20 protein-coding genes are annotated in these 19,489 nt (G+C 53.8%); 12 read left to right on the plus strand and 8 right to left on the minus strand.

What is annotated here, in order from left to right; genetic code table 11:
- Positions 1–13 precede the first annotated feature (13 nt).
- Positions 14–640: a 2-polyprenyl-3-methyl-6-methoxy-1,4-benzoquinone monooxygenase gene (coq7, locus tag BLR00_RS03900; RefSeq protein WP_074630896.1), complete on the plus strand. Its 627-nt coding sequence runs from the start codon at positions 14–16 to the stop codon at positions 638–640.
- A 9-nt stretch (positions 641–649) separates the two neighbouring features.
- Here the strand turns inward: coq7 and BLR00_RS03905 are convergent, their stop codons facing one another.
- The 5 genes from BLR00_RS03905 to ilvD form a co-directional block, all read right to left on the minus strand.
- Positions 650–1,066 carry an OsmC family protein gene (locus BLR00_RS03905; protein ID WP_074630897.1) on the minus strand — a complete coding sequence of 139 codons (417 nt, stop codon included), beginning with the start codon at positions 1,064–1,066 and terminating at the stop codon, positions 650–652.
- A 65-nt stretch (positions 1,067–1,131) separates the two neighbouring features.
- Complete coding sequence (locus BLR00_RS03910) at positions 1,132–1,890, minus strand: YdcF family protein (protein ID WP_074630898.1); 759 nt, start codon at positions 1,888–1,890, stop codon at positions 1,132–1,134.
- A gap of 154 nt (positions 1,891–2,044) precedes the next feature.
- Positions 2,045–2,356: a c-type cytochrome gene (locus BLR00_RS03915; RefSeq protein ID WP_074630899.1), complete on the minus strand. Its 312-nt coding sequence runs from the start codon at positions 2,354–2,356 to the stop codon at positions 2,045–2,047.
- Positions 2,357–2,367: 11 nt separating this feature from the next.
- Positions 2,368–4,467: a thioredoxin domain-containing protein gene (locus BLR00_RS03920; RefSeq protein WP_074630900.1), complete on the minus strand. Its 2,100-nt coding sequence runs from the start codon at positions 4,465–4,467 to the stop codon at positions 2,368–2,370.
- 26 nt (positions 4,468–4,493) lie between these two features.
- Positions 4,494–6,167: a dihydroxy-acid dehydratase gene (gene ilvD / locus BLR00_RS03925; protein WP_074630901.1), complete on the minus strand. Its 1,674-nt coding sequence runs from the start codon at positions 6,165–6,167 to the stop codon at positions 4,494–4,496.
- Positions 6,168–6,409: 242 nt separating this feature from the next.
- Here ilvD and lgt point away from each other — a divergent pair, with 242 nt between their 5' ends.
- The 7 genes from lgt to BLR00_RS03960 all read left to right on the plus strand — a co-directional run bounded on the left by lgt (position 6,410) and on the right by BLR00_RS03960 (position 10,345).
- The gene (gene lgt / locus BLR00_RS03930) at positions 6,410–7,297 is read left to right on the plus strand and encodes a prolipoprotein diacylglyceryl transferase (RefSeq protein WP_074630902.1); all 888 of its coding nucleotides are present in this window, start codon (positions 6,410–6,412) and stop codon (positions 7,295–7,297) included.
- Between the two features lie 7 nt (positions 7,298–7,304).
- Complete coding sequence (locus BLR00_RS03935; RefSeq protein WP_074630903.1) at positions 7,305–7,901, plus strand: class I SAM-dependent methyltransferase; 597 nt, start codon at positions 7,305–7,307, stop codon at positions 7,899–7,901.
- A 74-nt stretch (positions 7,902–7,975) separates the two neighbouring features.
- A complete protein-coding gene (locus tag BLR00_RS03940; RefSeq protein ID WP_074630904.1) occupies positions 7,976–8,617 on the plus strand; it encodes an START domain-containing protein in 642 nt (213 codons plus the stop codon).
- Positions 8,618–8,703: 86 nt separating this feature from the next.
- Entirely contained in the window at positions 8,704–9,015 is a 312-nt protein-coding gene (locus tag BLR00_RS03945) for a putative quinol monooxygenase (RefSeq protein ID WP_074630905.1), read from the plus strand.
- A gap of 9 nt (positions 9,016–9,024) precedes the next feature.
- Complete coding sequence (locus tag BLR00_RS03950) at positions 9,025–9,357, plus strand: YnfA family protein (protein WP_074630906.1); 333 nt, start codon at positions 9,025–9,027, stop codon at positions 9,355–9,357.
- A 202-nt stretch (positions 9,358–9,559) separates the two neighbouring features.
- Positions 9,560–9,901, plus strand: coding sequence for a DUF4156 domain-containing protein (locus tag BLR00_RS03955; RefSeq protein ID WP_074630907.1), 342 nt, complete (start codon positions 9,560–9,562; stop codon positions 9,899–9,901).
- 75 nt (positions 9,902–9,976) lie between these two features.
- Positions 9,977–10,345 carry a thiol-disulfide oxidoreductase DCC family protein gene (locus tag BLR00_RS03960; RefSeq protein ID WP_074630908.1) on the plus strand — a complete coding sequence of 123 codons (369 nt, stop codon included), beginning with the start codon at positions 9,977–9,979 and terminating at the stop codon, positions 10,343–10,345.
- 102 nt (positions 10,346–10,447) lie between these two features.
- On the opposite strand, the gene recQ is transcribed toward BLR00_RS03960, so the two are convergent.
- The 3 genes from recQ to BLR00_RS03975 form a co-directional block, all read right to left on the minus strand.
- Positions 10,448–12,253 (minus strand): DNA helicase RecQ, encoded by a 1,806-nt coding sequence (recQ, locus tag BLR00_RS03965; protein ID WP_074630909.1) that lies wholly within the window; start codon positions 12,251–12,253, stop codon positions 10,448–10,450.
- An 88-nt stretch (positions 12,254–12,341) separates the two neighbouring features.
- Complete coding sequence (gene pyrC, locus BLR00_RS03970) at positions 12,342–13,376, minus strand: dihydroorotase (RefSeq protein WP_081346634.1); 1,035 nt, start codon at positions 13,374–13,376, stop codon at positions 12,342–12,344.
- Positions 13,377–13,428: 52 nt separating this feature from the next.
- Positions 13,429–14,607, minus strand: a complete 1,179-nt coding sequence (locus tag BLR00_RS03975; protein ID WP_074630910.1) for an NAD(P)/FAD-dependent oxidoreductase — start codon at positions 14,605–14,607, stop codon at positions 13,429–13,431.
- A 301-nt stretch (positions 14,608–14,908) separates the two neighbouring features.
- Here BLR00_RS03975 and BLR00_RS03980 point away from each other — a divergent pair, with 301 nt between their 5' ends.
- The 4 genes from BLR00_RS03980 to BLR00_RS16590 all read left to right on the plus strand — a co-directional run bounded on the left by BLR00_RS03980 (position 14,909) and on the right by BLR00_RS16590 (position 19,478).
- A complete protein-coding gene (locus BLR00_RS03980; protein WP_074630911.1) occupies positions 14,909–15,565 on the plus strand; it encodes a hypothetical protein in 657 nt (218 codons plus the stop codon).
- A 188-nt stretch (positions 15,566–15,753) separates the two neighbouring features.
- Positions 15,754–16,620, plus strand: a complete 867-nt coding sequence (gene folD, locus BLR00_RS03985) for a bifunctional methylenetetrahydrofolate dehydrogenase/methenyltetrahydrofolate cyclohydrolase FolD (RefSeq protein WP_074630912.1) — start codon at positions 15,754–15,756, stop codon at positions 16,618–16,620.
- Between the two features lie 45 nt (positions 16,621–16,665).
- A complete protein-coding gene (aceE, locus tag BLR00_RS03990) occupies positions 16,666–19,335 on the plus strand; it encodes a pyruvate dehydrogenase (acetyl-transferring), homodimeric type (RefSeq protein ID WP_074630913.1) in 2,670 nt (889 codons plus the stop codon).
- The gene (locus BLR00_RS16590) at positions 19,332–19,478 is read left to right on the plus strand and encodes a hypothetical protein (protein ID WP_176759931.1); all 147 of its coding nucleotides are present in this window, start codon (positions 19,332–19,334) and stop codon (positions 19,476–19,478) included. Before aceE ends, BLR00_RS16590 begins: the two co-directional genes overlap by 4 nt.
- Positions 19,479–19,489: the final 11 nt, after the last annotated feature.

Here is a 19,489-nt window from a genome sequence, read left to right on the forward strand (position 1 = left end):
TTACTGGGAAATTATGCCGAATCTGGATAAATTCATCATCGGTTTCGATCATGCACTGCGCACATTGTTGACGCCTGCGCAAACATTGCGTCCGGTTCCAGGGACTGAGTTACCAGAGGTGGGGCTGAGCGATTCAGAGAAAAGTGAATCCACCGCACTGATGCGCGTCAACCATGTCGGTGAAATTTGCGCACAAGCGCTATATCAGGGACAGGCGCTTACCGCGCGTAACGCGGAGGTGCAGCACACTCTGAAGCAATCAGCGCGTGAGGAAGTCGAGCATCTTGCCTGGACCGAGCGGCGCATCGCAGAACTGAATGGGCGCAAGAGTCTCCTGAATCCCCTGTGGTACAGCGGATCATTCGCCATTGGCGCATTTGCGGGCATGCTGGGTGACAAATGGAATCTGGGTTTTCTCGCGGAGACCGAACGCCAGGTAGAAGTCCATCTGGCAGGGCATTTGAAGCGCTTGCCGCATCACGACGAGAAAAGCCGTGCTATCGTCGCACAGATGCAGGTGGATGAAGCCGGGCATGCTACAGCCGCCATGTCCCATGGCGGCGTGGAATTACCCATGCCCGTGAAGCTGGCGATGAAGCTGGGATCAAAAGTCATGACAAAAACCGCATATTGGGTTTGACGAAAGATTTCATGCCTCCACGATTTTGAAGTCGTGGGTTAATTCTGCCGTTTTCCCCAGCATGATCGAGGCTGAGCAATATTTTTCCGCAGAGAGTTTGATTGCCCGTTCCACTTGTTCGGGCTTCAGTTGCTTTCCGGTCACGATAAAATGAAAATGAATGCGGGTGAATACCTTGGGCTCTTCCGGTGCCCGTTCCGCTTCGATTTCCACCACGCAATCGCTGATATCCTGACGGCTTTTTTTAAGAATCAATACCACGTCAAAAGCTGCACAACCGCCGGTTCCCATCAGCAACATTTCCATAGGGCGTGGCCCCCGATTCTTACCGCCCGCTTCCGGCGGCCCGTCCATCAGCACACTGTGGCCGCTGCCGGACTCACCCAGAAAGCTCATTCCTTCCTTCCATTCGATGCGTGCTTTCATGCGATCCCTTTCCGAAGAGTCCAAAAATGTTATTTTAATCCGGTTCGGGCGGATAGAGAATGACATCACGAAGTGGTGGGGGCCGGGCTCAGTCGATACCACCACATTCCAATGACTTCATGCAAGAACAGCCAACTCTTTTGCAGTGCGCCAGCGGTGGGAATGAATGAGAAGACATCCGTCCTATATCGTGTGGTGTATGCAGTGGCAGCAGGAACAACCTTAAATCCGGCCTGTTCGAACTCTCTGAATGCTCTCGGCATGTGCCAGGCGTGAGTGACTAGCGCGATATGGCTGACCCCATCCTTTTTGAGTATTGCAAAGCTCTTGTAAGCATTCTCACGGGTGTTGCGCGAGCCCTCTTCCATCCATTTAACCGGAACCTCAAATTCCTTTTCGAGCACCGCCTTCATTTGCGTTGCCTCAGAAGAATTGCTCCCGAGGGGAAATCCGCCTGCCGCCAACATAGGCTTACCCGTGAGCCGATATAGTCGCGCGGCATAACGGATGCGCTCCAGGCCGAGCCGGTTCACGGTGTTACCGTCATATTCTGGCGCGTTGAAATAGGTACCCGCACCCAGTACTACAATAGCCTGAATGCTATCGAGGGAATGGAGTGTAGATGGAGTCTCCAGTTTTTGCAGTGCGGTTTCAGCGACAAATGGAGTGGATAGCAGATAAAGCAGAGTCAGCGCGAACATCACCAAGAGCTTGCCTGTTCTCGGGTGGCGCTTGAGAAGGAAAACCCCTATCGCCCCCAACAGGATAAGATTTAATGGAGGAAGCAGAAATGCACTTACCAGGTTAGTCGTGAACCAGCCCATGATTAATTGGTGAACAAGAGCTCAATCTCCAGTTATTGATGTAGCATAGGTACGCGCGATATTTACATTGCTCTTTCCCTAGACTACTCTGCGATGGAGAAATAAAAAAGCCGGCGCATTGATGCGCCGGCTTTTTCCATAAACAAAATCCGGTTTACTTGAGGGATAGAATAAACGATACCAGGGTTTTGATATTGGCGTCACTGACATTGGAATTCGGTGGCATCGCAATCGGTCCCCATACGCCCGTGCTGCCTTTCTTCACTTTCTCTTCCAACTTGGCTTGGGCACCTGCGTCATCCTTATACTTGGCCGCGATATCCTTTAATGCGGGCCCGACCAGTTTTTTGTCAACTGTGTGACAGTTCATGCAACCGCTGGCTTTCGCCAAGTCCGCGTTCGCTTGCGCGGTACCCACCATCAGCAAGGCTGATGCCGCAACCACTCCCATCCAGGCAGCTTTCATGCTTACTCCTTTTATCCGTTAATTATAGAAGAACCAATCTTACCTTGAATTTCACAGACGCGCAGCAATTCCTGCAAGTCGGAGATCTCCGGTAGGCATTTAACGCCTTGGCAGACCCAGGCGTTGACGGTGTTATCCCTTGCCGCCGGTTTATTCAGACCCGGCGGCAGCCCAAGAAGTTCCAACGGTACAGCAAATACCAAGGTGTACGGGGACCCGCACCCCAATGCTTTTTTCCATTCCGTCAAAGCAGGCGCCTGACCACGAAGTATAACAATTTGCGGGGGCGCGAGCGATTGTTCGAGGGTTACCAACAAACTGCAGCAGGCGCTGGCGTAGCGGGATAAGGTGGGGTAGAACAACCCCAAAGCACGTTCGGCGGCCTGTAAATAGCGAAATTCCCCGAGCAGATGCCCCAGCCGCTGAAGTGCATAAGCCGCCACGCCGTTACCCGAAGGCGTGGCGTTATCAAGACCCGGCTTGGGGCGATGTATCAATCTTTCATGGTCGTGGCTGGTAAAGAAAAACCCCCCTGCCTGTTTGTCCTCGAATTGCTCCAGCAGCACATCGGCCAGTGCAACGGCAAAATCCAGATCAACTTGACGAAACTCCGCCTGCATCAGTTCCAGCAAACCATCCAGCAGGAAGGCATAATCGTCCAGATAGGCATTGAGATGCGCCTTGCCATCCTTGCAGGTTGCCAACAGGCGGTTATTTTTCCATAGCGTGGAACGAATAAAATCCACCGCAAGGGCTGCCGATTGAACCCAGTCGCCGCGTTCGAAGACACGGCCAGCGCGTGCCATTCCCTTGATCATGAGCCCGTTCCAGCTGGTAAGAATTTTCTCGTCGCGGCCCGGATGTACGCGTAATTCGCGTTCAATAAAAAGTTTTCTGCGTGCTGATGCAAGTTTTTGCTGTGCTTCCTCATGCTGGATGCCGATAGCCACAGCAGCTTCCGCAAGCGGCTGGGTGATCTCCAGATTCCAGTGTTTTTGCTCGAAGTTTGGAGTACGCAGGAGTCCGTAATAGGGTGCAACCACGGCATATTCTTCGGGTGGCAGAATCTGTGCTATTTGAGCGCGATCCCATACATAGAACTTGCCTTCCTCCTCTTCGGAATCGGCATCCAGTGTCGAGTAATAACCGCCCCCGCCTCGCATGTCTGTGCTTGCACTCACCGATGGTTGCATTTCCCGCATCACCCATTCAGCCGTTTCCTCCACCACCCGTTTGAATAATGGGTCTTCGGTGGCAAGCCAGGCATCGGTGTAGAGTCGCAGCAACGGCCCGTTGTCATAAAGCATTTTTTCGAAATGTGGAATGCTCCAGTGCTGATCCGTGCTGTAGCGGCAGAAACCGCCGCCTAACTGATCGTAGATGCCGCCCTCTGCCATTTTCTTCAGGGTGTGCACCACCATGTGCAACGTCTCCGCATTGCCTGTGGCAAAGTAGCGGCGCACACAGAACTCCAGTTCCGTGGGATGAAGGAATTTCGGCACATCGCCGAAACCGCCGTTTACGGAGTCAAACCGGTCCTCTAACTCGGTCAGTGCCTGATCAAGCGGCTGTTCCGAAAACGCCGGGGTTGCCAGGCTCGCCGACGGCAGCATATTGGCGAATGATCGCAATAGTGAGGCGCTCTGCCGCTCGATTTCTTCACCGCGGGCATAATAAGCCTCGGCGACGCGTGGCAATAGATCCAGGAAACCCGGTAAACCGTGGCGGGGTGCTTTAGGAAAATATGTGCCGCCGAAAAATGGTTTCTGGTCAGGTGTCAGAAACAGCGTCAGCGGCCAGCCGCCATGGCGCTGGGTTAGCATGTGAAGTGCGGTTTGATAAATCTGATCGAGATCAGGGCGTTCTTCGCGATCCACCTTGATATTGATGAAATGCTGGTTCATCGCTGTGGCAACTTCCGCATCTTCAAAAGATTCGTGTGCCATGACATGGCACCAGTGACAGGCCGAGTAACCAATGGAAAGCAATATCGGCTTATTCCCGGTGCGGGCCAGCGTCAGTGCCTCATCTCCCCAAGGATACCAGTCCACCGGGTTTTCCACATGTTGAAGCAGGTATGGACTGGTTTCGCCGGAGAGATGATTAGGCATGGGTTCCTGGTCAAGATAGGTTGCGATTAATCCGTCACCGCTCCCTGACTGGCTGTGGAAACCAATTTTGCGTATTTCGCCAGCACGCCCCGCGTATAACGCGGTTGGGGCTGCTTCCATTTGGCGCGGCGCTGCGCAATTTCTTCCTCTGAAACATTGAGTTGCAGCAGGCGCTGTTCGGCGTCTATGGTAACGGAATCTCCTTCCTGCACCAGCGCGATAGTTCCTCCCACAAACGCTTCGGGTGAGACATGGCCCACCACCATTCCGTAAGTGCCGCCCGAGAAGCGTCCGTCGGTGATAAGTCCCACCGAATCCCCGAGGCCTTCGCCGATGAGGGCGGAAGTGGGCGAAAGCATTTCACGCATGCCAGGGCCTCCCCTGGGTCCTTCATAGCGTATGACAACCACGTCACCGGGCTGGATTTGCCGCGCAAGTATTGCCGCCATGCAGGTTTCTTCCGACTCGAATACGCGTGCCGGGCCAGTGATTTTAGGCGTTTTCACGCCGGTAATCTTGGCGACGCAACCCTCAGTTGAGAGATTGCCTTTGAGTATGGCGAGGTGACCCTGCGCATACATGGGATTTTCCCATTGCCGGATGACATCCTGATCCTCGCGCGGCGTTGCGGGAATGTCATGCAATACTTCCGCCACAGTCTGGCCGCTGATGGTGATGCAATCGCCATGCAGCAGACCATGTTCAAGCAGCATCTTCATTACCTGGGGAACGCCTCCTGCCTTGTGCAGATCGGTAGCCACGTAGCGGCCCGATGGCTTTAAATCACACAACACCGGTACTTTGCCGCGCATCCGTTCAAAATCATCGATAGTAAGATCCACCTCCGCCGCGTGGGCGATGGCGAGGAAATGCAATACCGCATTGGTCGAACCGCCGACCGCCATGATCACGGCAATCGCATTCTCAATGGATTTTCGGGTGATGACGTCACGCGGACGGATCTGCGCCCTGATCGCATCGACCAGTACTTCCGCGGAGCGAGCGGCACTCACACGCTTCTCGTCATCCTCCGCCGCCATGGTGGAAGAGTAAGGCAGACTCATCCCGATCGCTTCAAATGCCGACGACATGGTATTGGCGGTAAACATGCCGCCGCAAGAGCCAGCTCCCGGACAGGCATGGCGTTCTACCTCAAGTAATTCCTGTTCGTCGATCTTGTGCGCCGTATACTGACCGACCGCTTCGAAGGCACTGACAATGGTCAGATCTCTTCCCTTATAGCGGCCAGGCTTGATGGTGCCGCCGTAGACGAAAATGGCCGGGACATTCATTCGTGCCATCGCGATCATCGCACCCGGCATGTTCTTGTCACAGCCACCGATCGCAATGACCCCGTCCATACTTTCCCCTTGCACCGCGGTTTCAATCGAATCTGCAATCACTTCGCGAGACACCAGCGAATACTTCATGCCTTCCGTACCCATCGAGATGCCGTCGGATATGGTGATGGTGCCAAACATCTGTGGCATTGCACCCGATTCCTTCAATGCGCTCTCGGCACTTATGGCCAGCTCATTCAATCCCTTATTGCAGGGTGTGATAGTGGAGAAACCATTGGCCACGCCGACGATGGGTTTGTCGAAATCCTTGTCACTGAAACCCACCGCCCGCAGCATGGCACGATTGGGGGAACGCTGCGCGCCCTGGGTGATGGCCTGGCTGCGTTTGTTGTCTGGCATGAAAACTCCTAGAGAAAGTTGAAAAACCGGAAAATCTTTAAATCACAGGGCACGCAGCGGCGCCTCGAGTTTTGAACCGTAATATCAGAAAGAAGGAAAGACGAGACTAGTGCAAATTATATCTTTGTTCGATTTTCTTACATGAACGGCATGAAGGAATCTCTCTGTCGAGCCCGCGTGGAACTTATTCAGAGGTTCCTTAACGTATAATCCATCATTTTACCGCAAAAAAGCCGAACCCTATGCTCGTTCACCCGCAGTTCGACCCTGTCGCCATCTACCTTGGGCCCCTTGCCGTCCGATGGTACGGGCTCATGTACCTCCTGGGATTTGCGCAGTTCATACTGCTGGGGCGTTATCGTATCAAGCGCCACCCTGAGAGGGCATTCACCAACAGCATGCTCGACGATATGCTGTTTTTTGGTGTCCTGGGCGTCATACTGGGCGGCCGCCTGGGGTATGTGATATTTTATCAGCCCAGCTACTTCCTGGCGCATCCGCTGGAAATCTTTGCTGTGTGGCAAGGGGGGATGTCGTTTCACGGCGGTTTTCTTGGCGTGATAACCGCGATGGCGCTGATAGCCAGAAAATATAAACTGCGCTGGCTGGCTGTCACCGATTTTATCGCGCCGCTGGTACCGTTGGGGCTGGGGGCGGGCCGTCTCGGTAATTTCATCAATGCGGAGTTGTGGGGACGCCCCACCGACGTGCCCTGGGGCGTGATTTTTCCTCATGTGGACGAACTTTCCCGCCATCCTTCCCAGCTCTATGAGTTTGCGCTGGAAGGACTGGCATTCTTTGCATTGATGTGGATTTATTCCGCCAAACCGCGGCCGGTAGCCGCAGTTTCCGGTATGTTCCTGATCGGATATGGAGTGTTTCGTTCGTTTGCAGAGTTTTATCGTGAACCGGATAATGGCTTTCTGGGTGTGCTGACGCTGGGTATCAGCATGGGGCAATGGCTGTCGCTACCGATGATTGTGGCAGGTGCCGGTATGCTGGTTTGGGCTTACCGGGCGCAGCGAAGCATGCCGCCCGGTTTGGAGCCGGCGGCTAAACCAGTTAGGCCAGATAAGCCGGATAAATCGAATAAGCTGGAGCGAAAGAAGGGCGGACGAAGCCTGAAGTAAGATTCTCATGTCCCTGCGTCATTCCTACACGATTATTGCTCCACTTTATGACGCTTTGCTCGAGACGGCGGGTACGGGAGTGCGCGCGGCAAGCCTCGGTCAACTGCCGCAACAAGGCGATCTCAATGTCCTCATCAGTGGCATCGGCTCCGGCCTGGATTTGCCTTATCTCCCCTCATGCCATCGTTATACAGGCCTGGATCTGACCGCCGCCATGTTGCGCCGCGCAAAATCCCGCACCGGAAGCCTGCGCATGAACCTGATTCAGGGCAACAGTATGTCACTGCCGTTTGGGGACGGGTACTTCGATCACGTGGTGCTGCATCTGATTCTCGCCATCGTTCCCGATGCATCTGCCTGTTTGCGCGAAAGCGCCCGTGTGCTGAAACCCGGCGGAAGCGTACTGATACTCGACAAATTCCTCAAGCCGGGTGAAACCGCGTGGATCAGACGAACATTGAATCTGCTGTCACAGCATATCGTTACCCGGCTGGATGTGGTGTTCGAGGAGGTGCTGGCGGGCGTTCCGGAGCTGAAAGTGGAAGCGGATATGCCGGTGCTGGCCGGTGGATGGTTCCGTAATATCCGCTTGATCAAAAACTGATCTGGAATGCAGAATAGAAGTAGAATTCTTAACCCGGTGTTAAAATCATCAACCAGATATTTATCGAAAATCCCATGCGTTTCCTCGCCATTTCCGTTATCGTTGCCCTATTTGCTGCTTCATCCGTGCAGGCACTTGACATGAAAAGCCCTGGAGCGGATTGGACCGAAGCCTATCGCAAGGGCGAGCTTGTCATCTTTACCAAGGATGTGGAAGCGGGACGCAGAATTGTGGCAATTGCGGAAGTGAGTGCTCCGCCAGAGGTTGTTTTCAACGTCCTCACCGACTTTGATCACTACCCGGATTTCATGCCTTACGTGAAGGAATCAAAGGTGCTAAGCCGCATGGGGGATAGCGAGGTTGTCACTTACGCACGCATTGCACCGCCGTTCGTGAGCGAGCGCGACTACCCCCTCAAGGTCAGGATGACGCGTGGCACACCGATGAATGGGGGTATGTTCAAGGTCGAATGGACTGCGAGTCCCGAAGCCCGGCCAGAAGTCGAGGGTGTCGTGCGCGTCAAACTCAACGAAGGCTCGTGGTTGGTTGAACCGCTTCAGGATGGCAAGTATACGCGGCTCACCTACACGTTGCTCACGAATCCTGGGGGCCTGATTCCGGCCGTTGTCGTGAATATGTCAAATACAATCGCAATCCCGGAGCTCTTTAAGGCTGTGGCAATACGCTCGGCCGAAAAAGCGGCTGCGGAGAAGTAAACGACTGTGCCAATTGGCGTTAGGTATTGCCTACGTTTCAGAGAGCCTGCAATTCCTGTGTATGGGTCATTAATAAGAGGTGATTCATGGCAAATAATACAGTGAAAGTCGTAGCAAGAATAACCGCACAGCCTGATAAGATTGAGGAAGTAAAATCCCTCCTGCTGGGTCTGGTGGGAGACACACGCAAGGAAAATGGCTGTATCAGCTATCAGCTTCTCCAAAATAAAGCTGACCCCGGCGATTTTACCTTCGTGGAAGAATGGGAAAGCGATTCCGCTATCGATACTCATTTTATAACACCGCATATGCGAAATGCTTTTTTAAAGGCTGAGCCACTGCTCGCAAAAGAGCCCGATATACGCAGGTATCTTGTTATAAGCAGCGTGGAAAGCTGACAAAGAAACGTGTTTGAGTTAAAAACCCTTTTTCTTTTCATGGCTACCGCGATCGCCGAAATCGTCGGTTGCTATTTGCCTTATCTCTGGCTCAAGCAGGGCCAGAGCGCGTGGCTTCTTATCCCTGCTGCCGCGAGTCTCGCGTTGTTTGCATGGCTGCTCACACTCCATCCCACAGCCGCGGGCCGGACTTACGCCGCGTACGGGGGTGTCTACATTTTCGTGGCGGTGCTCTGGCTCTGGTCCGTCGAGGGTGTTAGGCCCACGGCGTGGGATTTGGCGGGTTCTCTGGTTGCGCTGGTGGGGATGGCCATTATCATGTTTGGTCCAAGACATGCATAGGGGAGTAAGCGAGTGCATTAATGTATTTGCCACCCCATAGATGTCGTAGTAGTCTGGCTGGGACCATCCATTTTGCCAAGCCTGTCTTATGACAATTGGCTGACATGGTTGACATGATTGACTTGAGCGCTTGAAACCGTAGAGTCCTCTTGGCATCCACCTTTTAAACGAAACATGGAAGGTTTTCATAGGAGAGAGATAGATGGTCGCGAAAATGACTGCTGCATTGTCAGTACTTCTTCTTGTTGGCTGTTCGGCGACTTCAACAACGCGGGAAGGAAAAGCCGTTGAACTTGTGACTGTGAAACCCTCCGGTAACTGCAAGCCGCTTGGCGACGTCGTTGGCTCCCAGGGTAATTGGATTACAGGCGACTACACGTCCAATAAAAATCTGCTCATCGGAGCCAGAAACGACCTGCGCAACCAGGCGGCCGAAATGGGAGGAAACTTCGTGTGGGTACAAGATTCGAATAATACCAACGCATGGGGTAGTACAGGCACTACAAACACCACCGTCCTGGGTGTTGTCTATCGCTGTGAGTAAATATCTGCCTGAGACTTGCGTTTAAACCATTTAGGTTTATGGTTCCATCTGAATTGAATATGCGAGAACCGCAATATGTCCAGCAAGGTTTACTACAACAGCGCATGCCCGGTTTGCAATGCGGGAATCAAAGATCAGCGCCAACGCATGGAAGCGTGCGGCATTAAGGATATCGAGTGGGTCGATGTGGACGCGCATCCAGAGGCCGTGTCGGAGGTAGGCGCTTCCTTGGAACAAGTACGGGAGCGGTTGTATGTCAAAGACGCCGATGGCGAGCTCAATATCGGAGTGGATGCATTCACGCAGCTATGGTCAGAAACACCCAGCCAGCGCTGGCTGGCAAGCCTGTTGCGATTACCCGTCCTCAAGCAGCTTACGCATCTGGCGTACAACGTCTTTGCCCGGCTACTTTACCAGTGGAATCGCGCCAAGAGACACTGGTAACGTTTACACTTGATCAAGTGCTTCGCGAAGCGCGCGCTGTCAACGTGGCAAGAATCGTAGACGTAAATAACAGGACGGTGTGGCGCTTCCTGTTCACTCCTATCAGGTGCAAAGAATCTCGAGCAGGTCGTCGCCGTAGCTCTCCAGTTTACGTACACCCATACCGGGTATCTGACGCAGTTCGTTTTTTGTCCGCGGATGCAGGCGCACCAGTTCCGCCAGCGTTGCATCATGAAACACGACATAAGCGGGAACGCCGTGCTTCTTTGCAACCTCAGTGCGCCATGCGCGCAGGCGTGCCCATAGTGCACGAGCCGCCGGATCAAGCATGGCAAGCTTGTCCTCGCGCGCGACCGTAGTCTTGGCTGTGGTCTTTTTGCGCTCCGGCTGCAGGCGCAGAGACACCGTTTGACTTCCGTTCAGTACTGCGCGGCTGGCTGCGGTGAGGCACAGCGAACCATGACCCTCACTGTCCGCGGTGAGCAAGCCGAGCGCCGCCAGTTGGCGGAATACCGCGCGCCAGGCCTTATCGTCCAATTCCTTGCCAATACCGAAGGTACTGACCTTGGTGTGACCCCACTGCGTCACGCGCCCGGTCTCATTGCCGCGCAGCACGTCGATCAGATGCCCGGCACCGAAGCGCTGACCAGTACGGAAGGCGCAAGACAACGCCTTTTGTGCCGCTACCGTGCCGTCCCACACTTGCGGCGGATTAAGACAGACATCGCAATTACCGCAAGCGATACCGGCTGCGGCTTCGCCAAAATACTCCAGCAGGCGCGCGCGGCGGCAGGTGGTGGCCTCGCACAGCGCCAGCAGCGCATCGAGTTTGGTTGAGGCTACCCGTTTAAACTGCGCGTCCGCCTCGGAACCTTCAATCATGCGTCGTTGCTGTACCACATCACCCAAACCATAAGCCATCCATGCGTTGGCCGCTTGACCGTCGCGGCCGGCGCGGCCGGTTTCCTGGTAATAGCCTTCCACACTTTTGGGCAGGTCGAGATGCGCGACGAAGCGTACGTCCGGCTTGTCTATGCCCATACCGAACGCGATAGTGGCGACCATTACAATGCCATCTTCGCGCAGAAATTTTTCCTGGTTACGGCTGCGATCTTCCGTGCTCATGCCGGCGTGATACGCAAGCGCGCATACGCCTTTTTCGACCAGCCATGCCGCTGTTTCTTCGACTTTCTTGCGCGATAGACAATAAACAATACCGGCGTCGCCATCATGTTCCGCATGGATAAAAGTAAGCAATTGCACCTTTCCGTTCACCTTGTCCACGATCTGGTAACGAATATTGGGACGGTCGAAACTGGAAATGAAAATCTGCGCGCCATTGAGGCCAAGGCGCTCAACGATTTCCCTCCGCGTCACGCTATCCGCAGTCGCCGTCAATGCGATGCGCGGTACACGGGGAAATCGCTCATGCAGAATCGAGAGCTGGATGTATTCGGGGCGGAAGTCATGCCCCCATTGCGACACGCAGTGCGCCTCATCAATGGCGAACAGCGAAAGCGGTGTGCGCGCCAGAAGATCGAGAAAGCGCGGCGTCAGCAATCTCTCGGGTGCCACATACACCAGATCGTATGCACCCGAAAGCATGCCGCGTTCGACGGCCGTGGCTTCCATTTGTGACAAGGAAGAATTGAGAAATGCAGCGCGCACCCCGGCTTCATGTAACGCCGCGACCTGATTCTGCATGAGCGCAATCAGCGGCGAAACCACCACTGCGACGCCGTCACGCAATAACGCCGGAATCTGGTAACACAACGATTTGCCACCCCCGGTCGGCATCAGCACCAGGCAATCGCCACCCCCGGCCACATGCGTGATTACCTCAGCCTGCCGTCCGCGAAAAGCAGGATAGCCGAAGATGTCTTTGAGAAGAGCTAGAGCATGGGACATCTCAAGGAATTTGAAAAATTGTCACGCTAAATCCAGAATGAGTTGACAGAAAGGTTGAAGTTACCCTGCTCGGGTGTCATACGATACATCAATCCATTATTTTCCAGGCCAGGCTTTCCCCCGCCCGTAATGGAATCAGTATGTCATCCGCAAATTCCAGATTTGCCGGTACGGACCAATTTTCTTTTTTCAGCGTAATGCGCTCCTTGTTGCGAGGCAGCTGATAGAAATCGGCACCATGAAAACTGGCAAAGGCTTCAAGTTTATCCAGTGCATCGGCTTGTTCAAAAGCTTCCGCATACAGTTCAATCGCCGCGTGTGCGGTATAAATGCCTGCGCAGCCGCAGGCCGTTTCCTTGGTGGATCGGGAATGCGGCGCGCTGTCGGTGCCGAGAAAAAATTTCGGGTTGCCGCTGGTGGCGGCCTCGAGCAACATACGGCGATGCGTTTCGCGCTTCAGTACCGGAAGGCAATAGTGGTGCGGCCGGATACCTCCCTGAAATAGCGCGTTGCGATTGAGCAGCAGGTGATGGGCAGTAATGGTGGCGGCAATATAACTTGAAGCGTCCCTGACGAATTCCACCGCTTCCCGCGTGGTGATGTGCTCGAATACGATCCGCAATCGCGGGAAGCGTTGCGTGAGGGGGATCAGCACCCGTTCCAGAAATATTTTTTCCTTGTCGAACACATCCACTTCAGGATCAGTGACTTCACCATGCACCAGCAGCGGCATGCCCACCTGTTCCATCGTTTCAAGCGTAGTGTAGCACTTGGCAATATCGGTAACACCCGCCGCGGAATTTGTGGTGGCGCCAGCGGGATAATACTTTACGGCCTGTATTGCCCCGCTTCTCCTGGCCTCGATAATTTCCGCGGGCACGGTATTATCGGTAAGGTATAGCGTCATCAGCGGCTCGAAGCGCATTCCTTGAGGCAAAGCGGCAAGAATACGCTCACGGTATGCCAATGCCATATCGGTCGTCACTGCCGGTGGCTTGAGGTTTGGCATGACGATGGCACGGGCGAAGCGCCGCGCGGTGTCCGGCAGCACTGCGCGCATCTGCTCTCCGTCGCGCAGGTGGAGGTGCCAGTCGTCCGGGCGAATGAGGGTTAACGTTATCAAGGGGATGTGTGGCAGGGTTGTCGCCCAATGACTCTTCAAGTCCCGCAGGCTGCTAGTCCGTAATTCTTCCCTCCAGCGTCGCGCGCGAGTGCGTGGCTTTTTCCGCAATTAACTGGGTGGCGGCGGCAACTTGTCCCCACGTATTCCAGAGCAGGACACCGCGCACCTGCTCATCGCGTAAATAGTAAATCACGCCTTTGCGGAAGGGTTCTTTCCAGTCTTCGATAATATCGAGGCTGGCATCCAGCTCTCCCACCGCTTCGTAACCCAGGTCAAACAGATCGGAATAAAAGAAAGGCTGGTGACGATAGCTGCCCGATTGTCCCGCCATGTTTCTGCCTGCCATCTCGCCCATGACATTAGCGTTGTCCTCATGTTCCACGCGTACACGTTTATCCAACACGGCGCTATGGAAGTTCGCCACATCGCCTGCCGCATAGATGTCGGGATTGCTCGTGCGCAGTTGCTCGTCCACGACGATGCCGTTGTCCACTGCAAGTCCGGCCTGAACGGCCAAGTCGGTGTTAGGCAGAATGCCCAGCCCGGCCACAACTCCATCGGCGGAAATCTCCGTGCCATTCCCTGTGATCACAATAGTCTTGTCACCCGCAGTCCGCACAGATTTGACGGTTTCCGATGCGAGTATGGTGATCCCTTTTTCGCGATAATAGGAATTTATGAATTCAACCAGAGGCCTCGGATAAACGCGCGCGCCGATACCATTTTCCGGGAAAATCATTGTGACCCGTTTGCCGTTCATTCCCAGCGCCGCGCCGATTTCGGAACCGATGAAACCCCCGCCGATCACAACAAAATCCGAACCCCGTTCACTCAATTCACGCAGCTTGCGATAGTCGTCGGCAGTTCTGAAATAGATGATGCTCTCGCCGAAATCGGGAAAGCGCCGTACCGAACCCCCGGTGGCGAGTAAAAGCTTTTCATAGGTATAAACGTTACCGGCATCGTCGGTCGCCGTTTTTTTTGATGGATCGAGAGCGACAATTCTTTTGCTCACATGTACTGCGACATTGAGGCCATGGGCGTTACGCCAAATGGATTCATACGGCGTATCCTTCCACAGCGACTTGGAAAGGGGTGGACGATCATAAGGCAGATGACGCTCCTCGCAAATCATGGCAATGGCGCCATCTTGATCGACTTTGCGGATACCGTGAACAGCGGAATCGGCGGTCATGCCGCCACCGACGATTAGGTACTTATGATGTTTCATGACAGTTTCCCTTTAGAGATACGCATCAGCGCATATTGAAGATTGACCAAATTATAATATTGCGAAGTTTTTCCCATGTCTGATTTGTGAAAAATGTTAAGGCGTTATCGCGGAACATCTGGCTCTAGCTATCAAACAGTGCGGAATGGAACCGAAAATTCGCGCCATTGCGGTCAAAGCGCTATCGCCACACTGGACGACTCAGTTTTTTTCAACGGGCCCTATACCAGTATAGCCAGTATATAATGGGTTCCTCTACAAATTCAAAGTTAGGGCCGGGCATAGCCCCATAATTACGACAATGAATGACACGAAAACTGACGCGGAAACGACTGGGATTGATATCTGCGTACAACATGCGCGAGAGATACTGGCTTCCCAGCTTGCAATAATTAAGGACAAGGGATATGACTTTGCGCCGCAGTTCAGACAAATGACAATTCAGCTGTACCTGCTGGGTGTCATGTGGCGCCGGGGCGAGAGTCTCAGCTTATCAACCAATGCACGTGACCATGCTTTCGCAGCACTTCAAGCAATGCTTATCAGCGACGGCATGAGCAAAAAGCAGGCTCAACAGCGAATCGTATTTCTGAAAAACATGTCTCGGACAGAAGATGGTGTCGACGCGCATGCCTTAACCATGGGCTACAAGGCTGAGCCGAATGATGATAGTCTGGCACTGGTTTTTGATGGGTATCGGGACGAGATAAGGGTTTCTGGCTCACTGTGGCGTTTTTACGAGCGTGGCAAAAAAATCATGTTTATCGGTGGTGCGGCAGCAGCCTTTGTAACGGTTTGGGCAGTGACGATCTTCCTTCCAAAAACTGATGGAATTGATGTGCTGGCGGCAGGACTCTTGGCGGCTACCCTGGTTGTTATTCCGACATTCTTGATTGGATTATTGATTTATAAGTCGAAAATTAAAAAATCAGAACTGACTAGTTCGCCTCCCCCGTGATCGCGGAGAACGCCCCGACTATGGGATTGCTCGTGGTTTACTCGTGGTCAGCGCCGCAGTTTGGTCGCTGTTTGCATGTGCATCCCTAGACGCCGTCATGATAAGTCGTTCGGAGGGTGAAGGCCTCAAGCGGACAACGTATAATCGTCCTTGTATCAATCCCGCAATATTGTTGATTCGAGCAGATAATGAGTGCCACAATCATGGATGGCAATGCGTTAGCCAGAGAAGTGCGGGCCGAATGGAAGATTCGGGCCGAGCGCTTAACGGAAAATGGCGTGCAGCCGGGGTTGGCTGTGGTCATTGTGGGCGACAATCCGGCTTCGAGCATCTATGTGCGAAACAAGGCCAAGGCTTGCAGCGAGACTGGAATCTATTCGGAAATACATGCATTCCCGGAAAGGGCGAGCCAGGACGAGGTGATACAGCGCATTCAGGAACTGAACAGGAGCCCGAAGATCCACGGTATTCTGGTGCAACTGCCGCTACCTCGGCATTTCGAGAGCAGCAAGATCATTGCATCCATCGCGGTGGAAAAAGATGCGGATGGATTCCATCTTTACAATGTCGGCGCATTGGTTACCGGCAATACGGTTTTTCCGCCTTGTACTCCCTATGGTGTAATGAAAATGCTGGAAAAATGTGGCATTCCGGTTGAGGGCAAGCATGCGGTGGTGGTTGGCCGCAGCAACATCGTCGGTAAGCCGATGGCGCTTATGCTGTTGCAACACGGGGCAACCGTCACCATCTGCACGTCAAAGACACTTGATCTGACCGAGCACACGAAACGGGCCGACATTCTGGTGGTGGCCGTTGGAAAGCCGCGCATGATCACCGCCGGCATGGTGAAGTCAGGTGCAACGATAATAGATGTCGGCATCAATCGCATGCCTGACGGTAAGCTTGCGGGTGATGTGGATTTTGAAACGGTCAAGGAGAAAGTGGGTCACATCACGCCTGTGCCGGGCGGAGTGGGGCCAATGACCATCACCATGTTGCTGTGTAATACCATAGCGGCTGCGGAACGCGCCCAAACCATTCAGGCAAGGGTTTAGCCGCAGCGTAATACGGTAAAGCCTCCAACATATGCGAGATGAAACATGGAACCCATACCAGACATAGATCCAACTGAAACAAAGGAATGGCTCGACGCGCTGGAATCCGTACTCACACACGAGGGGACGGAACGGGCGCATTATCTGCTGGAAAGACTGGTGGAGAAGGCCCGCCGTTCCGGCGCATATCTTCCTTATAGCGCCACCACCGCCTATATCAACACGATTCCCCCCGGCAAGGAGGACCGCTCGCCCGGTAATCATGCGCTGGAGCACCGTATCCGTTCCTATGTGCGCTGGAACTCCCTGGCGATGGTGCTGCGCGCCAACAAACATTCCAATGTTGGCGGCCATATTGCCAGCTTTGCATCTGCCGCGACACTCTACGACGTAGGCTACAATCACTTCTGGCATGCACGCTCCAAGGATCATGGTGGTGACCTGATATTCGCCCAGGGGCATTCCTCCCCCGGTCTTTATGCCTATGCTTTTCTGCTGGGGGAATTGTCGGAGGAACAACTCGATAATTTCCGCCAGGAGGTTGACGGGAAGGGCATATCCTCTTATCCGCATCCATGGCTGATGCCTGATTTCTGGCAGTTCCCGACGGTTTCAATGGGGCTGGGGCCATTAATGGCAATCTATCAGGCGCGTTTCATGAAATATCTGGACAGCCGGGGGCTGGTCCAGACCAAGGGACGCAAGGTCTGGGCTTTTCTGGGCGACGGTGAAATGGATGAACCGGAATCCCTGGGCGCGATTTCGCTGGCTTCGCGGGAAAATCTGGACAATCTGATTTTTGTCGTCAACTGCAATCTTCAGCGCCTTGATGGCCCGGTGCGTGGCAATGGCAAGATTATCCAGGAGCTGGAAGCTGCTTTTCGCGGTTCCGGCTGGAACGTCATCAAGGTAATCTGGGGTTCCTACTGGGATTCCTTGTTGGCCAAGGATACCAAAGGCCTGTTGCAGCAACGCATGATGGAATGCGTGGATGGTGAATACCAGAATTTCAAGTCCCGAGACGGTGCTTACGTGCGCGAACACTTCTTCGGCAAATATCCGGAATTGCTGGAAATGGTCGCTAACATGTCGGACGATGATATCTGGCGTTTGAACCGCGGGGGTCACGATCCGCATAAGGTCTACGCTGCTTACACCGCCGCCGCCAGGCACACTGGACAGCCGACTGTGATACTTGCCAAAACCATCAAGGGTTATGGTATGGGTGAGGCGGGCGAAGCGCAGAACATCACCCATCAGCAGAAAAAAATGGGCACGACGTCGCTGAAAGCATTTCGTAACCGTTTCGGGTTGCCCATTGCGGATGACAAGATAGACGACGTACCGTATCTGAAATTTGACAAAGACTCCCCCGAGTTCGTCTATATGCAGCAGCGGCGGCAGGCGCTGGGTGGATTCATCCATCGCCGCCAGCGCAAAGCCGAGGCGCTGCTGATACCGCCGTTATCCGCGTTCGATACATTGCTCAAGGCAAGCGGCGAGGGAAGGGAATCCTCCACGACCATGGCGTTTGTGCGTATCCTCAATATTCTCGTGAAAGACAAGAATATAGGCAAACATGTGGTACCGATCGTTGCGGATGAGTCGCGTACTTTTGGCATGGAAGGCATGTTCCGGCAGCTGGGCATCTGGTCGTCAACAGGACAGCTCTACACGCCGCAAGATGCCGATCAGTTGATGTATTACAAAGAAGACAAGAGCGGTCAGATTCTGCAGGAAGGCATCAATGAAGCAGGTGCCATGTCATCATGGATGGCCGTCGCTACGGCCTACAGCACTCACGGTGTGCAGATGATCCCGTTCTACATTTTCTACTCCATGTTCGGCTTTCAGCGCATCGGTGACCTGGCCTGGGCAGCGGGAGATATGCGCTGCCGTGGATTTTTATTGGGAGGCACGGCCGGACGCACAACACTGAATGGAGAGGGATTGCAGCATGAAGACGGTCATAGCCATCTGTCCGCATCGACCATTCCCAATTGTGTATCCTACGATCCCACATTTGCGTATGAGCTCGCGGTTATTATCCAGGATGGGTTGCGCCGCATGTATGACACGCAGGAAGACGTTTATTACTACATTACCGTGATGAACGAAAATTACCCGCATCCGGAAATGCCGGTGAATGCGGAACAAGGTATATTGAAAGGCATGTACCTGTTCCGGACAGGGAATCGGACAGAGGGGGAGTATTCCGGGTTGCGGGTGCAATTGCTCGGTTCCGGCACCATTTTGCGCGAAGTTATCGCGGCGGCAGAAATACTGGAGAAGGAGTATGGCATTGCCGCCGACATTTGGAGTGTTACCAGCTTTAACGAATTGAGGCGTGAAGCGCTGGATGTAACGCGCTGGAACATGCTGCATCCCGCCGAGCCGGTAAAGTTATCTTATGTGGGATCATGTTTCAAAGATCATGAAGGACCTGTGGTGGCGGCCACGGACTATATGAAAATATTCGCCGATCAGATACGTGAATTTGTGCCGGGGTGCTATAAAGTGTTGGGTACGGACGGTTTTGGCCGTTCCGATACACGTGAGAAACTGCGCCGATTCTTCGAAGTGGATCGCTATTACGTCACCGTGGCTGCGCTCAAGGCATTGGCCGAGGAAGGTAAAATACCGGCGAAAGAGGTGGCGCGAGCGATAGGCAAGTTCGGCATTGATCCGGACAAGCCAAACCCGGTGACTGTATGAGCGAACGTATGCGTGAATGGACGCTTGCCCCAAGACACATAGAGGTGCGTACCTCGGTCGGCCGTGATTTATTATCGGTGCGGGTGACGAAATTGCTGGATTGCGCGCCGCCAGCCCTTATTTCCAAATCGGGATTAATGTAAACACGAAGGAA

The sequence above is a fragment of the Nitrosospira multiformis genome, assembly GCF_900103165.1.
Classification (GTDB): Bacteria; Pseudomonadota; Gammaproteobacteria; order Burkholderiales; family Nitrosomonadaceae; genus Nitrosospira; species Nitrosospira multiformis_D.

What these genes read in the sequence shown, in the direction of transcription:
- aceE (WP_074630913.1), top strand. Translation starts at nt 16,666, where the DNA reads ATGGAACCCATACCAGACATAGATCCAACTGAAACAAAGGAATGGCTC.
- BLR00_RS16590 (WP_176759931.1), top strand. Translation starts at nt 19,332, where the DNA reads ATGAGCGAACGTATGCGTGAATGGACGCTTGCCCCAAGACACATAGAG.
- BLR00_RS03935 (WP_074630903.1), top strand. Translation starts at nt 7,305, where the DNA reads ATGTCCCTGCGTCATTCCTACACGATTATTGCTCCACTTTATGACGCT.
- BLR00_RS03910 (WP_074630898.1), bottom strand. Translation starts at nt 1,890, where the DNA reads ATGGGCTGGTTCACGACTAACCTGGTAAGTGCATTTCTGCTTCCTCCA.
- BLR00_RS03940 (WP_074630904.1), top strand. Translation starts at nt 7,976, where the DNA reads ATGCGTTTCCTCGCCATTTCCGTTATCGTTGCCCTATTTGCTGCTTCA.
- lgt (WP_074630902.1), top strand. Translation starts at nt 6,410, where the DNA reads ATGCTCGTTCACCCGCAGTTCGACCCTGTCGCCATCTACCTTGGGCCC.
- BLR00_RS03980 (WP_074630911.1), top strand. Translation starts at nt 14,909, where the DNA reads ATGAATGACACGAAAACTGACGCGGAAACGACTGGGATTGATATCTGC.
- BLR00_RS03920 (WP_074630900.1), bottom strand. Translation starts at nt 4,467, where the DNA reads ATGCCTAATCATCTCTCCGGCGAAACCAGTCCATACCTGCTTCAACAT.
- BLR00_RS03905 (WP_074630897.1), bottom strand. Translation starts at nt 1,066, where the DNA reads ATGAAAGCACGCATCGAATGGAAGGAAGGAATGAGCTTTCTGGGTGAG.
- ilvD (WP_074630901.1), bottom strand. Translation starts at nt 6,167, where the DNA reads ATGCCAGACAACAAACGCAGCCAGGCCATCACCCAGGGCGCGCAGCGT.
- BLR00_RS03955 (WP_074630907.1), top strand. Translation starts at nt 9,560, where the DNA reads ATGGTCGCGAAAATGACTGCTGCATTGTCAGTACTTCTTCTTGTTGGC.
- BLR00_RS03915 (WP_074630899.1), bottom strand. Translation starts at nt 2,356, where the DNA reads ATGAAAGCTGCCTGGATGGGAGTGGTTGCGGCATCAGCCTTGCTGATG.
- folD (WP_074630912.1), top strand. Translation starts at nt 15,754, where the DNA reads ATGAGTGCCACAATCATGGATGGCAATGCGTTAGCCAGAGAAGTGCGG.
- BLR00_RS03945 (WP_074630905.1), top strand. Translation starts at nt 8,704, where the DNA reads ATGGCAAATAATACAGTGAAAGTCGTAGCAAGAATAACCGCACAGCCT.
- BLR00_RS03975 (WP_074630910.1), bottom strand. Translation starts at nt 14,607, where the DNA reads ATGAAACATCATAAGTACCTAATCGTCGGTGGCGGCATGACCGCCGAT.
- recQ (WP_074630909.1), bottom strand. Translation starts at nt 12,253, where the DNA reads ATGTCCCATGCTCTAGCTCTTCTCAAAGACATCTTCGGCTATCCTGCT.
- coq7 (WP_074630896.1), top strand. Translation starts at nt 14, where the DNA reads ATGCCGAATCTGGATAAATTCATCATCGGTTTCGATCATGCACTGCGC.
- BLR00_RS03960 (WP_074630908.1), top strand. Translation starts at nt 9,977, where the DNA reads ATGTCCAGCAAGGTTTACTACAACAGCGCATGCCCGGTTTGCAATGCG.